At 62.1% G+C, this 13,991-nt stretch carries 12 protein-coding genes; 4 read left to right on the top strand and 8 right to left on the bottom strand.

What is annotated here, in order from left to right; translation table 11 throughout:
- Nucleotides 1-8: 8 nt before the first annotated feature.
- Genes OLZ32_RS03570 through OLZ32_RS03560 form a run of 3 tightly spaced genes read left to right on the top strand, consistent with a single transcriptional unit; the run spans nt 9 to nt 3,201 of the window.
- Complete coding sequence (locus tag OLZ32_RS03570; protein ID WP_138329511.1) at nt 9-1,046, top strand: carbohydrate ABC transporter permease; 1,038 nt, start codon at nt 9-11, stop codon at nt 1,044-1,046.
- A complete protein-coding gene (locus OLZ32_RS03565; protein ID WP_003539547.1) occupies nt 1,043-2,092 on the top strand; it encodes a carbohydrate ABC transporter permease in 1,050 nt (349 codons plus the stop codon). The genes OLZ32_RS03570 and OLZ32_RS03565 overlap by 4 nt, the downstream gene beginning before the upstream one ends.
- Nucleotides 2,093-2,121: 29 nt before the next feature.
- Nucleotides 2,122-3,201, top strand: coding sequence for an ABC transporter ATP-binding protein (locus tag OLZ32_RS03560; protein WP_264395574.1), 1,080 nt, complete (start codon nt 2,122-2,124; stop codon nt 3,199-3,201).
- A 36-nt stretch (nt 3,202-3,237) separates the two neighbouring features.
- Here the strand turns inward: OLZ32_RS03560 and paoC are convergent, their stop codons facing one another.
- From paoC to OLZ32_RS03540, 4 genes are all read right to left on the bottom strand, one after another.
- Complete coding sequence (gene paoC / locus OLZ32_RS03555; RefSeq protein ID WP_264395573.1) at nt 3,238-5,448, bottom strand: aldehyde oxidoreductase molybdenum-binding subunit PaoC; 2,211 nt, start codon at nt 5,446-5,448, stop codon at nt 3,238-3,240.
- Between the two features lie 252 nt (nt 5,449-5,700).
- Nucleotides 5,701-6,684, bottom strand: coding sequence for an amidohydrolase family protein (locus OLZ32_RS03550; protein ID WP_264395572.1), 984 nt, complete (start codon nt 6,682-6,684; stop codon nt 5,701-5,703).
- 16 nt (nt 6,685-6,700) lie between these two features.
- A complete protein-coding gene (locus OLZ32_RS03545; protein ID WP_264395571.1) occupies nt 6,701-7,390 on the bottom strand; it encodes a type 1 glutamine amidotransferase domain-containing protein in 690 nt (229 codons plus the stop codon).
- A 149-nt stretch (nt 7,391-7,539) separates the two neighbouring features.
- On the bottom strand, nt 7,540-7,839 hold the full coding sequence (locus OLZ32_RS03540) for a YciI family protein (protein WP_017988295.1): 300 nt from the start codon (nt 7,837-7,839) through the stop codon (nt 7,540-7,542).
- Nucleotides 7,840-8,169: 330 nt separating this feature from the next.
- On the opposite strand from OLZ32_RS03540, the gene OLZ32_RS03535 reads away from it, so the two are divergent.
- On the top strand, nt 8,170-9,075 hold the full coding sequence (locus OLZ32_RS03535) for a LysR family transcriptional regulator (RefSeq protein ID WP_017988297.1): 906 nt from the start codon (nt 8,170-8,172) through the stop codon (nt 9,073-9,075).
- Between the two features lie 100 nt (nt 9,076-9,175).
- Here the strand turns inward: OLZ32_RS03535 and OLZ32_RS03530 are convergent, their stop codons facing one another.
- The 4 genes from OLZ32_RS03530 to OLZ32_RS03515 all read right to left on the bottom strand — a co-directional run bounded on the left by OLZ32_RS03530 (nt 9,176) and on the right by OLZ32_RS03515 (nt 13,707).
- Nucleotides 9,176-10,123 (bottom strand): AraC family transcriptional regulator, encoded by a 948-nt coding sequence (locus tag OLZ32_RS03530; protein ID WP_264395570.1) that lies wholly within the window; start codon nt 10,121-10,123, stop codon nt 9,176-9,178.
- Nucleotides 10,124-10,567: 444 nt separating this feature from the next.
- Nucleotides 10,568-12,790: a xanthine dehydrogenase family protein molybdopterin-binding subunit gene (locus OLZ32_RS03525; protein ID WP_264419568.1), complete on the bottom strand. Its 2,223-nt coding sequence runs from the start codon at nt 12,788-12,790 to the stop codon at nt 10,568-10,570.
- 3 nt (nt 12,791-12,793) lie between these two features.
- The gene (locus OLZ32_RS03520; RefSeq protein WP_130792884.1) at nt 12,794-13,246 is read right to left on the bottom strand and encodes a (2Fe-2S)-binding protein; all 453 of its coding nucleotides are present in this window, start codon (nt 13,244-13,246) and stop codon (nt 12,794-12,796) included.
- Nucleotides 13,247-13,263: 17 nt separating this feature from the next.
- A complete protein-coding gene (locus tag OLZ32_RS03515) occupies nt 13,264-13,707 on the bottom strand; it encodes a c-type cytochrome (RefSeq protein WP_312885865.1) in 444 nt (147 codons plus the stop codon).
- Nucleotides 13,708-13,991 lie beyond the last annotated feature (284 nt).

Genomic DNA, 13,991 nt, shown 5'->3' with positions numbered 1-13,991 from the left:
AAGAACAGATGACGGCGAAGACGGTTTCTTCTGAACCACCGGCCAGAACCGGTCTGCGGCAGGCGCTCTTGGCGCCTGTCCGGCTTGCCATGGGGATCGTCGATATTCCCATGCGTGGCTGGCAGAAACTGACCGGGCTGAACGGCATGGCGGGCGTCTTCCTGGCGCCCAACATGCTGATCTTCACCGTCTTCGTGCTGTTGCCGCTGGTCATCAATTTCATCTATTCGACGACGAGCGGCAGCGCCATCTTCCTGCAGAACAGGACCTATGTCGGCGCCGACCAGTACCGCATCCTCTTCGATTGCCGCAGCTATCTCGATCCCTCGACCTGCGCCGCCGACACTTTCTGGGCGGCGGTGCGCAACACCGCCGTCTTCGTCGTCTTCCAGGTCACAGTGATGCTGATCGCAGCGCTCGCAACGGCTTTGATTCTCAACCGCGAGCTTTCCAATCGCGGCTTCTGGCGCGCCGTCTTCTTCTTCCCGGTGCTGCTGTCGCCCGTCGTCGTCGGCCTGATCTGGAAATGGATCCTGCAGCGCGAAGGCCTGTTGAACTATGCGCTGAGCCCCTTCGGCTTCGAACCCTTCTCCTGGCTCAGCGATCGTTTCTGGGCCTTTTTCTTCGCCGTCTTCGTCTCGGTCTGGGCGCACATGGGCTTTTATGCGCTGATCCTGCTCGCCGGCCTGCAGGCGATCCCGCGGGATCTCTACGAGGCGGCGGCGATGGACAGCGCCCGCCCGATCCGCATCTTCCGGCGCATCACCCTGCCGCTTTTGATGCCGAACCTCATCGTCGTGCTGGTCTTGGCGCTGATCCGCGCCGTGCAGATCTTCGACGAGGTCTTCGTTTTGACCGGCGGCGGCCCGGGCACCAGCACCATGTACATCACCCAGTATATCTATGAGACCGGTTTTGCGAGTTCGCTGCGCAATCCAGGGCTGGCGTCGGCTGCCTCGATCCTGATGGGCATCGTGCTCGTCATCCTGACGCTGGTCCAGCTCGGCGTCAGTAGCCGCAACGAGAAGAAGGGAGCACGCCAATGAGCGCCGTCTCTGCCTTTCTGCTCCGCCGCCGCGGCCGAGGCTGGCACTGGACGGATGTGGTCACCTGGATCTGGCTGATATCAGGCGTGTTCCTGATGTTCGGCCCGGCCGTGTGGCTGGTCTTCTCCTCGTTCAAGACGCCGGCGGCCCTTGCCGAATTCCCGCCGTCCTTCCTGCCCTATGTCACCGAACAGGCAGTGGTGCCGGGTTACGACAAGCCGTTGCCGCTCTATAATGTCGCGATGCCGGATGGCAGCACCCGCGTGCTCGCCGAAGTCCGCCGCATCGGCATCATCGGCCAGATGGTCGATCCGAAACAGCCGGGTGAAATCGTCAAGGCGAATATCAAGGACCGCACGCCGGTGCGCCAGGTCGAATTCGCCGGCGGCAACTACACCGAACCGTTCCAGCGCTTCGATTTCTTCCTGTTCCTGCGCAATTCCGTCTTCGTCACCGTCGTGGCGACGGCTATTACGCTGCTCGTCAATTCGATGGCCGCCTTCGCGCTGTCGAAATACCAGTTTCCCGGCCGCACTGCCGTCATGCTGATGATCCTGGCGACGCTGATGGTACCGCTTTCGGTCATCGTGGTGCCGCTCTATTCCGTCATCGGCACGTTGAATCTCTTCGACAGCCTCTGGGGCGTCATCCTGCCGACGGTCGCCACCCCGACGGGCGTCTTCCTGCTCAGGCAATACATGCTGACGATCCCCGACGAATTGCTCGACGCCGCGCGCATGGACAAGGCCAGCGAATGGCAGATCTACTGGCGTATCATCCTGCCGCTGTCGGCGCCGGCGCTCGCAGTGCTGGCGATCTTCTCCGTCGTCTGGCGCTGGAACGACTTCCTCTGGCCGCTGATCGTGCTCTCGCGCAAGGAACTCTATACGCTGCAGGTCGGCCTCAACGTCTATGCCGGCGAGCTCAATGTGCAATGGCACTACATCCTCGCCATGACCGTCGTCTCGATGATCCCGGTCGTGCTGATCTTCGTCTTCCTGCAGCGCTTCATCACCACGGGCATTGCCGGCTCGGGGCTCAAATAGGCCAGCTTACATATGAAACAGGAGAGTGCATGAGCGGGCTCGAGCTCAGGAACATCGTCAAGAATTTCGGCGCCGTCGAGGTCATTCGCGATGTCTCGCTTCATGTCAATGACGGCGAGTTCGTCGCTTTTGTCGGCCCCTCCGGCTGTGGGAAATCGACGCTCTTGCGCCTGATCGCCGGCCTCGATAAGCCCACAGGCGGCAGCATCGCCATCGACGGGAAGGATGTTACCGCTATCAGCGCCGCCGATCGCGGCCTGGCCATGGTCTTCCAGTCCTATGCGCTCTATCCGCATATGAGCGTCCGGGAAAACCTCGCCTTCGGCCTCGAAAACACCAAGGTGGCGAAAGCCGAAATCGAAGCGCGCATCACCGACGCTGCGCGCATGCTGGAGATTGAGCCTTTCCTGCAGCGCCGTCCGGGCCAGCTTTCCGGCGGCCAGCGCCAGCGCGTCGCGATCGGCCGCGCCATCGTGCGGCGGCCGGATGCCTTCCTGCTCGACGAGCCGCTATCCAATCTCGACGCCGAACTCAGGGTCAGCATGCGGGCCGAACTGGCGGCCCTTCACGCCCGCCTGAAGGCGACGATGATCTATGTCACCCATGACCAGGTCGAGGCGATGACGCTTGCCGACCGTATCGTCGTGCTGAGAGGCGGCAAGATCGAGCAGGTCGGAACACCGCTGGAACTCTATAACAGGCCGGCGAACCGCTTCGTCGCCGGCTTCATCGGCGCGCCGCACATGAATTTCCTCGAAGGTGCGATCGTTGGTCACGAGGGCGGTTTCGCCGAGGTCGAAACCGTCGGCGGCCATCGACTCTCCGTGATTGCCAAGGAGGCCCGCCTGACGGGCGAAAGGGTCAGCATCGGCATCCGGCCGCAGCATATCACCCTTGCCGACGCGGCCTCAGCGAGCAGACTGGATACCCGTGTCACCCTTGTCGAGGAACTGGGCTCGGAAACCGTCGTTCACGCCGACGCAGGCGGTAAGAAATTGATTGCGGTTTTTGCCGGCCAGCAGCGGATGAAATCTGGCGACAGCCTGCCGCTGCACCTCGACCCCGCCGTCCTGCACCTTTTTGGCGAGGATGGCCGGCGTCTATCCTGATGTCCTTTGAGACCTCTTGTCATTTCGCCGGGACTATCACTCGCGATGAGGCAACCGATCGAGCAATTTCTCCAGTGTGATCGGATATTGCCGCACCCGCACGCCTGTTGCGTTGTGGACCGCATTTGCCACGGCCGGCGCGACACCAGTCAGTCCCAGTTCCCCGACGCCTTTCGCTTTCACCGGCGATATCGCTGGATCTACTTCGTCGAGGAGCACGGCCTCGAGATGAGGGATGTCGGCGTGGACCGGAACCTCGTAGCCGGCGAGATCATGATTGACGAAGAAGCCGGATCTCTTATCGACCACCATCTCTTCCATCAGGGCCGCCCCGATCCCCATCGTCATCCCGCCGATCACCTGGCTGCGCGCGGTCTTGGGGTTGAGGATGCGGCCGGCGGCGCATACGGCGAGCATGCGGCGAACGCGGATTTCGCCGGTATAGACGTCGACGCCGACCTCGGAAAAATGCGCCCCGAAGGTCTGGATCGCGAAGCGCTTCGCCAGATCGCCGAATTCCATGACGTCTTCGGCGACGAGATCGCCATCGGCGGCAGCGCTGGCGAGCAGCGCCCTTCGATTTCCGGAACGAACCTCACCGTCGACGAACTCTGCCTCTGCGGCGTTGAAGCCTAGACGCTGGGCGACCACCGCCCGCAGCTTCGTGCAGGCGGCATAGACGCCTGCGGTGACGGAAGGCGCGCCCTGCTGTCCTCCAGATCCCGGCATTTCCGGAAAACTCGAATCCCCGAGCTTTGCCACCACGCGCTCGATCGGCAGACCCATCATCTCGGCCGCCGTCTGCTGCACGATCGTATAGCTGCCGGTGCCGAGATCAGCCATGTCGGTCTCGACCGTCAGCATGCCCTGGCGATCGAGACGCACCCGCGCTCCGGCCTTTGAAATCGGTGCCCCGCGGATCGCACCCGCCATGCCCATTCCGATCAACCAGTCACCATCGCGGACTTGACCCGTCTCTGTTTTCCGCATGCTCCATCCGAAGCGTTCGGCGCCCGTGCGCAGGCATTCGACGAAGGGACGCGAGGAAAAAGTCCGATCGGCATTTTCCGGGTCGACCTGGGTATCGTTCAGGACGCGGAATTCGACCGGATCCATGCCGAGCTTCTCGGCCATCTCGTCCATGGCGATCTCGAGCGCCATCAAACCGGGTGCCTCTCCCGGCGCACGCATGGCATTGCCCTCGGCCAGGTCGAGCGTCGCCAGCCGGACAGCTGTCATCCGGTTCGCTCCGGCGTAGAGCGACCGTGTCGAAAGGGTGGTCGGCTCGGTGCGGCCGCCGGCGAGATTGCCCGACCAGCTCTCATGCCCGACCGCCGTCAGCTTGCCGTCGCGCGAGGCGCCGAGCCGGATCCGTTGGATCGTCTTCGGCCGATGGATCGTATTGTTGAACATTATCGGACGTTGAAGCGCGATCTTCACCGGTCGCCGCACCATGCGCGCGGCAACGGCCGCCAGCACCAGATCTGACTGCACCGTGCCCTTGCCGCCGAAGCCGCCGCCGATGAAGGGTGAGATCAGCCGAACGTTTTCGCGCGGAATGCCGAGAATGAGTCCGAGATCGCGGGTTCCCCAATTCATCTGCTGAATTGAGGTCCAGCACGTCACCCGATCACCATCCCAGGTCGCGATCGTCGCATGGGGCTCCATCATTGCATGCGCCTGGTCGGGAACAGTATAGGTCTCGTCAACCTTCACCTCCGCGGCTGCGAAAGCCTGGTCGAAGTCTCCGACCTGCGTCTCGGTCGGTCCGCCAAACTCCATCTGCGGTGCAACCGGCGCGCTGTCCATTTGCTCGGCGAGATCGAAGCGGCCCGGGCTGCGCGCATAGTCGACGCGGATCAGCGAGGAAGCTGCGCGTGCCTGTTCGAAGGTTTCGGCCACCACGACTGCAACAGGCTGATGGTAGTGATCGACATCAGGGGCAGCCAACATGCGCTGGACATAAAATTTTCCGACACCAAGCGGACCGGCATTGCGGTGAGTAATGACGGCCAGCACGCCGGGCGCGGCCTCGGCGCGCCGGGTGTCGATCGATGAGATCCGGCCCTTGGCAATTGCCGCGCCAAGGATATAGCCGTAGGCAGCGTTCGGTGCGACGCTGTGATATTCGTAGGCGTAGGTCGCCGTCCCAGTCGTCTTGAGCTCTGCTTCGAAGCGGTTGTGAGGTTGGCCGACGACGGTCATCCTGTCGATGGGGTTCGGTCCTGCAGGTGTGTCGAACTTCATGGATCAGCCCTCGCTTGCGCTATCACGTCGCTGAGCGTCCGCTCCACCAACAACAGCTTGAACGGGTTCTCGTCTCGCGGCTCCGCGCTCTCAGCAGTCCGTCAGCCGGCATAGTCGATGCTGGGACCGGTGCTCAGGGCGAAGCAGTGGATCGCTCACGTGAGTAAATGGGTCACGCATCGGAAAGGATTACCGGCGGCAAATTGCAAGACCTTATGAGTCTGCCTCACGAACGGAAGCTTTCCGCCGAGATCAGCCGAGCAGGGGGCCCGCGGTGAGGCGCTCCCAGTTCGCATGCGCGAACTTCTCCTTGTCGGCGGCGTCGAGCTCCAGATCTTCGACAAATCGCCGCGCATCGCCTCCGGGGCGATGCTGGTATGGGTAGTCTGTCGAGAACAGGATGCGGTCCACGCCGACGGCATCGATCGCCTGCTGCAAATAGGCGGGGCTGAACATGCCGCTGGCCGTCAGATAGAGGTTGTTGCGGACATAGTCGAGGAATGGCCGCTGGAGTTTGGACACCCGATCCAGCATGACGAGCCGCTCGAGATAAAACAGCACCAGCTCACCCCAATGCCCGAGGATGACCTGGAGGTTCGGGTGACGGTCAAAGACGCCGCCCAGGATCAGACGCACGAACTGGATGCCTGCCTCGAAATGCCATCCGAGGGCGAATGTGGACAGGGCGAGATCGATGGGGGCGCTGAAACCCGTATAATAAGTATCGCGGATGCTCGTCTGCGGGATCTGCGGATGAATCAGGAGCGGGACATTGAGTTCTGCGGCGCTGGCGAATGTCGGCTCGAAGATCATATGATCGAGATTCCTGTCGCCGACCCGGCCGAACAGAACGGCACCTTTGCAGCCGAGTTCCTCGACGGCTCGTCGCAGCTCTCGCGCCGCCTCGTTCGGTTGCGCAAAGGAGAGAGCCGCCATCGCCTGGAAGCGGGATGGGTGAGCCGAAACAGCGCCGGCCAGAATGTCGTTGGCGCGACGAGCAAGATCGACGCCGTGATGGCCGAGATTGTTGAGACCCGGAGTCGTCAACGAGAGAACCTGCACATCGACGCCGGTCTCGTCCATCAGAGCCAGCCGCTGCTCTCCAAGATCCGCCAGCCGTTCGCCGAGCAGACCTGGATTGAGCCCAAGCGTTCCGTCGTCGGCGCCGGGAATCGTGTTCCACCCATGCTTCACCTCATCGGGCAGGACATGCTCTTCGATTGCGATGATCTTCATTGGTGAATTCCCCCGGTCAGGACTTCTGGGCGAGTTGATCGACGATCGCCTGGCCGACCCCGTATGCGGATGCCGGGTTCTGACCTGTGATCAGGCGGCCATCGACCACCACCTTCTCCGTCCAGTTCGGCGCCGGCTGATGCAGCGCGCCTCGCTCCTTGAGGGTCGTTGCCAGCAGATAGGGCACGACCTCGGTGTACTTGACCTCCGCCTCTTCCTCGTCCGTGAAGGCGGCGAGCTTCTTGCCCGCGACCAAATGGCTGCCGTCCGAGAGCGTTGCGTTCACCAATGCAGCGGGGCCGTGGCAGACCGCCGAGACGATGCCGCCGGTTTCGTAGATATCGCGGATCACGCGTTGCACAGCCGGGCTGTCGGCAAAATCCCACATCGTGCCGTGGCCGCCGGCGAAGAAGACTGCGGAGTAGCGGGAGGGATCGAGTTCGTCGAGGATGAGCGAGTGGGCGAGCGCATCGCGGAACCCGCGGTCCTTCCAGAAGCGGGCGTTGACTGGATCGGTGAGGTCGAAGAAGTCGATCGGCGGATGGCCGCCCCGGATCGAGGCGATCTCGACCGGAATGCCGGCCGCGCGGAAAACCTCGAGCGGATGCGTGAGTTCGACCATCGCAAAGCCAGTCGGCTCGCCGGTGTCGCCTCTGATCGGATGGCTGGTGACTACGCAAAGGATGGGCTTGATGTTATTTGCCATTGTCTTGGCTCCTCACGAGTTGAGCGAGGCCATGTCGATGACGACGCGAACTTCATATCGCTCTTCAACATGCGCTCGTAGGCTCTGCTGCGCCCCCCGAAATTCGCGATCGGGCGCAAAGTGTTCCGTTGTATCGCGGACAAGGAATCTCAGGCGTTGCCGGGCGCAAACAGCGCTTCCCAATTGAGGAAGGGGCCAAGCGGGATGACCTCCCAGTCGAGAAGCCCGGCCTTGGCCAGCGGGAATTCGCTCAGGGCCTGCTTGGCGGCTTCGACCGACTCGCATTCGGCGATGATGGCGACACCCGGACGGTCCTGGCGGAAATAGATGTCGCGGATGATGCCGCCCTTGTACATCTGCCAGGCGTGTCGGGCTTCATCCGACATATGCGGCTGGTACTTTTCCAGACTGGCGCCGGGCCGGGGAATATCGAGGCAAAGCAATTTCATGGCAGGATTCCTTGGTTGAGAAAGATGGATCAGGCGGGTTGGAACCGGCGCACGGTCTCGGCCACGCGGACGGCCGAGGTAGCCCGCCGTCCTGAGATCGCTTCCGGCAGGCGCGACATCCGGCGCCTGGTCAGTCTTCGATTGGATTATGACACCAAACCAGTTTCCGAGCTGGATGAGGTCGTCTGTGCTGCCGTTGTTGCCAGGAAATATCCTTTGCTTGGCCGGCCTTATATCGTAGAATGCAGTTGACGATTAGAAATAGTTTTTCTCTTCTTTGGTTCCTGAGGTTCTCCAATCGCAGGACCGTTCTTCGCGAGGATCCGCTCGGTGCGAGACAGGTTTGATGGAGTGCAAGTCTTTGTCGAGGCGGTCGAGACGGGCGGCTTTGCCAAAGCGGCCGAACGATTGTCGTTGACGCGCTCCGCAGTCGGTAAGGCCATCGCGCGTCTCGAAGAGCGCCTGGGCGTCCGGTTGTTTCACAGGACCACGCGGACGCAGAGCCTGACCGAGGATGGTCAGCAATATTACGAGCGGTGTGTGCGTGCGATCGAGGAACTGCGCGCAGGCGAATCTCTCCTGGAATCCGGCCGGCGTGAGGTCGTCGGCAAGTTGCGCGTGTCGCTGCCCGTCTTGTTTGGCCGCTACTGCGCCGCGCCCATCCTGCGTGCCTATGCGCGCCAGCACGAGAGGCTCGAACTCGAACTCAGCTTCAGTGACCGCCAAGTCGATCTGATCGCCGACGGCTTCGACCTGGCGGTGCGCAATGGCGCTCTTGGCAACGGAACCGCGCTCCACGCCCGGCGACTGGTCAGCCCGCGCAAGGCGCTCTGCGCTTCTCCAGCCTATCTTGCCGTACGAGGGGAGCCACATTCGCTGGCGGATCTGTCAGAACATGACACGCTCGTATACTGGCGCAACGATTATGGCCTGACCTGGCAGCTTCCCGATGCGACCGGTGCTCTCATCGACCTGTCGGTCACTTCAAGACTGCGCTTTGACGATCTCGAAGTGATCGCCGATGCCGCCGTCGATGGCATGGGCCTGGCTTGGCTTCCCTACTGGCTGATCCATGACCGCGTGCAGGCAGGCGAACTGGTCGAACTCTGGACCGATCGGCCGAGGGCGGCGATGGAATGCTACGCCGTGTGGCCAACCACCCAATATCTGCCGTTGCGGTCGCGACTGGCGATCGATGCGCTTGCCACCGAATTGCCGAAGCGCTTTGACCTTTGAAGCCGAGCCATATGCTGTAAAGGCATTTTATTCAGGTACCTTGAAGGTTCGCTTCGGTGCTGGCTCATCCAACTTTAGCCTTTCCGAAGCCTCTGGTGGCTTAACGCCCCGTCCCCAAGTCAGCGGTTTGCGCGATTTGCTCCCTGCCATGGCAGAACTGCCGAGGTGTGTAACCCATGATGCGCTTGAAGGCCGTACGGAACGCACTTTCCGATTCGTACCCCACGGCAATTGCAATCATTGCGATGGAATCGCCGGAGTTCTCGAGTTTGTCAGTCGCCAAAAGCATGCGCCAGCGCACGAGATACTCCATCGGTGTTTCGCCCGCGATCTCTCTAAATCTCAGCGCGAATTTCGATCGTGACATGCCTGCGCGGTCGGCGAGTTCCTGTAGTGTCCAGCGAAATGCGGGATCGGCGTGCATGGCGTTGATCGCAGCGCCGATCTGCTTGTCCGCTAGCGCGACAATCCAGTTCGCGTCGCCGCTCGCACCTTCAGTCAGATGCACCCGCAAGGCCTGCACGAGCATCATATGTGCGAGATGCTGCGCGATGAGAAGGCCGCCCGGTTGTCCTTCGTACATCTCCGCCATCATGCGCTCCATCGACCAGCGCAAGGCAGCCTGTTCGGATTCCTTGCGTATGCGTACGATCGGCGGCAGCATGCTCAACAGAAATCCGGCATGCTTGCCGGCGACGGCGAAGCGACTGCCTGCCAGAAGCAGACCGCCGCCATCGTTTATCCGAACAACGCTCCCCAACCGCACCGACCGATAAATCGTTTTGGAATCAACCGGCGGGATCGCCAGATCGCTCGCCAGGCGGAAGGAGCGTCCGCTCGGCAATATCAAACAGTCTCCCTTTTCAAGACGTAATGGTTCAGGGACGCCCTCCATGGCGAGCCAGCATTCCCCGGAGACGACCGCATAACACTTGATCGTGTCGGACTGGTTAGAGAATTGGACGGCCCATTCGCCGCCTGCATCGATCCCGGACGAGAGATAGCTGCGTGGCTTTAGCAGCGAGAGCACTTCTGACAATGGGTCCATCGGCCCCCTCCGGATGAACGCGAAAACAAGGAAGCTAACAACACAGATTGTGATTTCCCAATCACGTTGATGGCACCCGCGTCAGCCGGATCCGGAACAACTACAATCGGGGAACGGAGCTGGTAAACGCCAAACCGTAGCCGGCGATCTCCGCATATCCGGGGATGCCAGTTGAGCGGAAAGAACTTCATCAAAGGCGATTCTCGAAAATGCGCTCCGAAATACCGCCAACCGCCATTGGTATTGGTTTTACACCGTCTACGACGAGTTCAGATCATGCCGGTCGAACGGATCGCTCGTCGGTCGCGGAAGCTCCTCATGCGGAAAAACGAAGCGGCTCAATCGCTTTGCGACAGCATGCCACTTCGTATGGCGACGTTCGGGGCAGGGGAGGAAGACTCGCCAATTCGTGATCCATTTGTGGTCGAGCAGACCGAGCAAGGATCAGGAACTGAGTGCCGCCTTTACTCTCTCGGGCAGGAACGGGTAATGCCGCAGCCGCACGCCGCCGGTGAGACGCGCCACGGCGTTGGCGATCGCCGGCCCGACGGGAGGAATCCCGGCTTCGCCGATGCCGGCCGGTCTGTTCTCGGGCGTCGGCATTATCCTGACATGGATCTGTGGCGTCTCGGACATCCGCATCACCCGATAGGTGTCAAGGTTTGATTCCTGGACTTCGCCATCGACGATGTTGAGCTGCTCGTAGAGCGCGTGGCTGGCGCCGTGCACGATCGCGCCTGCGACCTGCGCCTCGATGTTCAGCGGCTGGATCGCCACCCCCGGATCAATCGCGCACCATACATTGTGCACTCGTATCTCGCCGCTCTCCCGGTCGAGCGACACCTCGGCGACTTCCGCGCAATGCGCTCCGAAGGCGTCGGAATAGGCGATGCCCAACGCCCGTCCGTTGCGCGGGCGGTTCCACTCCGCCATCGCGGCGACTGCCTCGATAACCTTTCGCGCACGAGGCTGCTCGCTCAGCAATTCCAACCGGAACGCCACCGGATCAACCGCTTTCGCGGCGGCCACCTCGTCGATGACGCATTCGATGGCGAACTTGGTGTAGCCGTTACCGATTGCCCGCCAGGAGCCGACATCCTGGCCATTGTCCTGCCGGACGAACTGCACCAGATGCGCGGGAATGCGATAATTGTGGATCGTGCCGTCGGTTACCAAGCTGTCCTGGCCACCGGCGCGCTGGAACCGGTCCTTCGATATGCGGGCCAAGATCGAGTCTGCCACCAGCCGGTGGTGCCAGCCGACGATGTTGCCGGATGCGTCAAGGCCGACTTCCACGTGCTGGGCCGCAAGCGGCCGGTATTTGCCATGCCGGACGTCGTCCTCGCGGCTCCAGATGACCTTGACCGGCCGGCCCTGGACCGCCTTGGCAAGCAACACAGTTTCTATGACGAAGTCCTGTTCGGCCCTGCGGCCGAAACCGCCCCCGAGCAGAGTGGTGTTGACCTTGACCTTGTCGGGCGTCGTGCCGCCGATACGAGCGGCCACATCCCGCGCCGTGCCCGGCCCCTGGGTTGGCGCCCAGACCTCCACACTATCGCTCGAGACCAGCGCCGTTGCGTTCATCGGCTCCATGGTTACGTGGTGGACGTGATCGCTGAGATAGTCGGCGGCGATGACGCGCGCTGCACCTGCGATGGCAGCGGCGGCGTCAGCGCCCTGCGTATGCGAGATGACGCCCGCCTGGGCAAGATCGCGGCCGACATCGCGATAGGCCTCTACCAGGCGAGTGCTGTTGTAGCGCCGGACTGACGAGGAGTTTGTCCAGGTGATGTTCAGCACCTCTTTTGCCCGCCGGGCGGCATCGTAGCTCTCGCCGATGATGCCGACGCCGTTACGCAGGGGAACGACCTGGATGACGCCCTTTACGGCCCTGGCCGCGGCGTCATCAATGCTTTCCGGCGCCTCGCCAGGAACCGGTGAGCGCAGCACCGCGCCGTAGAGCATGTCCGGCAGTTCCACATCGATGCCGAACTTTGCCGTGCCGTTGACCTTGGAGGGCACGTCGATGCGGTTGACATCCATGCGGCCGATATAGCGGCACTGGTCGATGGGCTTCAGGTCGGCTTCGCTCACCTGCGGCAGCACATCGGGAAGTTCACCGGTCGCCGCGATCTCGCCGTAGCCCAGCGAACGGCCAGATGGCAGATGTACCACCCTGCTTGGCTCGGTCGTAAGTTCGCTCACCGGGACCTTCAACCGCGACGCGGCAATCGCCAGAAGAATTTTGCGGGTCTGTGCACCCACCAGCCGCAGCGGCAGATAATAACCGCGCGTGGTGTCGCTGCCGGCGGTGAGCTGCGCACCGCCGAAATTGGGATTGCCGTACTTCTCGGCGTCCGCCGGAGCCTGGACGATGCGGACCATATCCCAGTCCGCGTCCATGTCCTCTGCGATAAGCAGCGGAATTGATGTCATGACACCCTGTCCCATCTCCGAGGCCGGACTGATGATGCTGACGATGCCGTCGCTCGCGATGGTGACCCAAACGTTGGGGGTGAAATCCCCCGTCGCCGCTTGAGCGGTCGCAGCTCCCAGCGCGACGGAGGACAGGCTGGCGAATGCGACCGTCACGGCTGTACCGCCGACTGTCACGAGGAAGCTGCGTCGTGACAGGGCAACGGCTCGAGGAAGGGATGTTTTTGTCATCGCTCAAGCCTCCTGCGCGGCGCGTTCGATGGCACTGATAATCCGCCCATAGGTTCCGCACCGACAGATATTGCCATCCATGTGTTCGATGATCTGCTCCCGCGTGGGCTTTGGAGTGCTCTGAAGGAGCGCGGCTGCCTGCATGATCTGGCCCGACTGGCAATAACCGCACTGCGGCACCTGTTCGGCGATCCAAGCCCGCTGTAGCGGATGGTCTGAGTCCGGCGAAAGGCCCTCGATCGTTACGACCGCGCGCCCGGAAACGTCCTGAAGCATGGTTACGCAGGAGCGGGTCGGTACTCCATCGACATGAACCGTGCAGGCGCCGCATTGCGCGACACCACAGCCGAACTTCGTGCCAGTGAGTTTGAGATGCTCGCGAATGACCCACAGGAGCGGCGTGTCGGGTTCGGCGGCGACATCGACGGCGCGCCCATTGATCGTGAACGCAGTCATGAATCGCGTCTCCTTCGTCAGTTATTGGCTTTTGGCTGTTGGCCTTCGAGATAGGTGATGATTGCCGCCCGCTGCGTCGCATCAGGGACGGCGACGGTCATTGTTGTGGCCGGAATCAGCCGGCGCGGCGCGGCGAGAAAGGTGTTGAGGGTCGCCTTGTCCCAGATGATGCCGGAGGCTCGCATAGGCCCCGAATAGCGAGCGCCTTCGATGCTGCCGGCCGTGCGCCCGATCACCCCGGTAAGATGCGGGCCGCTCTTCTGGCCGGGGTCCATACTGTGACAGGCCCCGCAGCGCTGTCGGAACATACGCTCCCCGTCGGCCTGCTGAGCGGACACCGTTGTCGGGTTTAGCAATGCAGCGAGCGCCGTTGCTGCGGCCGACCACGCACTCATTTTGCACAGAAGACGAGGGCCAATCGTTCTGTGTGGAAGTCGATCATTGAACAACGTAACGCTCACTAGCCACCTCCACTCTTGAACCAAGCTAACAATGCAGCTCCGCACAAGCTATGCTGCAGCGTCCCGTTCTTCTTCGCGAGCGTCCCCGAGCCGATCTACCAAGTGGGGAATAGGGAAGCCACGTAGAGTCATGCGCGACTGCTGGGTATCCTGTCGGCTCCTATGTTCCCAGCCGCTATTTTGGCTGGAGAAGGAGCGAGATGGCGCCCTCGCTGCGATGCGCGTTACCGACATGGCAGCGACGAGAGAGGATCACCTATCGCCGACTATCCGGCCATAGCGCG

Source organism: Rhizobium acaciae (assembly GCF_025941625.1).
Lineage (GTDB): Bacteria > Pseudomonadota > Alphaproteobacteria > Rhizobiales > Rhizobiaceae > Rhizobium > Rhizobium acaciae.
This window is presented reverse-complemented; position numbering and strand designations above follow the sequence as displayed.

Bases quoted from the DNA above. Each gene is read 5' to 3' on its own strand.
- paoC (WP_264395573.1), bottom strand. From the start codon at position 5,448: ATGAAGTTCGACACACCTGCAGGACCGAACCCCATCGACAGGATGACC.
- OLZ32_RS03565 (WP_003539547.1), top strand. From the start codon at position 1,043: ATGAGCGCCGTCTCTGCCTTTCTGCTCCGCCGCCGCGGCCGAGGCTGG.
- OLZ32_RS03540 (WP_017988295.1), bottom strand. From the start codon at position 7,839: ATGAAATTGCTTTGCCTCGATATTCCCCGGCCCGGCGCCAGTCTGGAA.
- OLZ32_RS03545 (WP_264395571.1), bottom strand. From the start codon at position 7,390: ATGGCAAATAACATCAAGCCCATCCTTTGCGTAGTCACCAGCCATCCG.
- OLZ32_RS03530 (WP_264395570.1), bottom strand. From the start codon at position 10,123: ATGGACCCATTGTCAGAAGTGCTCTCGCTGCTAAAGCCACGCAGCTAT.
- OLZ32_RS03550 (WP_264395572.1), bottom strand. From the start codon at position 6,684: ATGAAGATCATCGCAATCGAAGAGCATGTCCTGCCCGATGAGGTGAAG.
- OLZ32_RS03520 (WP_130792884.1), bottom strand. From the start codon at position 13,246: ATGACTGCGTTCACGATCAATGGGCGCGCCGTCGATGTCGCCGCCGAA.
- OLZ32_RS03570 (WP_138329511.1), top strand. From the start codon at position 9: ATGACGGCGAAGACGGTTTCTTCTGAACCACCGGCCAGAACCGGTCTG.
- OLZ32_RS03560 (WP_264395574.1), top strand. From the start codon at position 2,122: ATGAGCGGGCTCGAGCTCAGGAACATCGTCAAGAATTTCGGCGCCGTC.
- OLZ32_RS03525 (WP_264419568.1), bottom strand. From the start codon at position 12,790: ATGACAAAAACATCCCTTCCTCGAGCCGTTGCCCTGTCACGACGCAGC.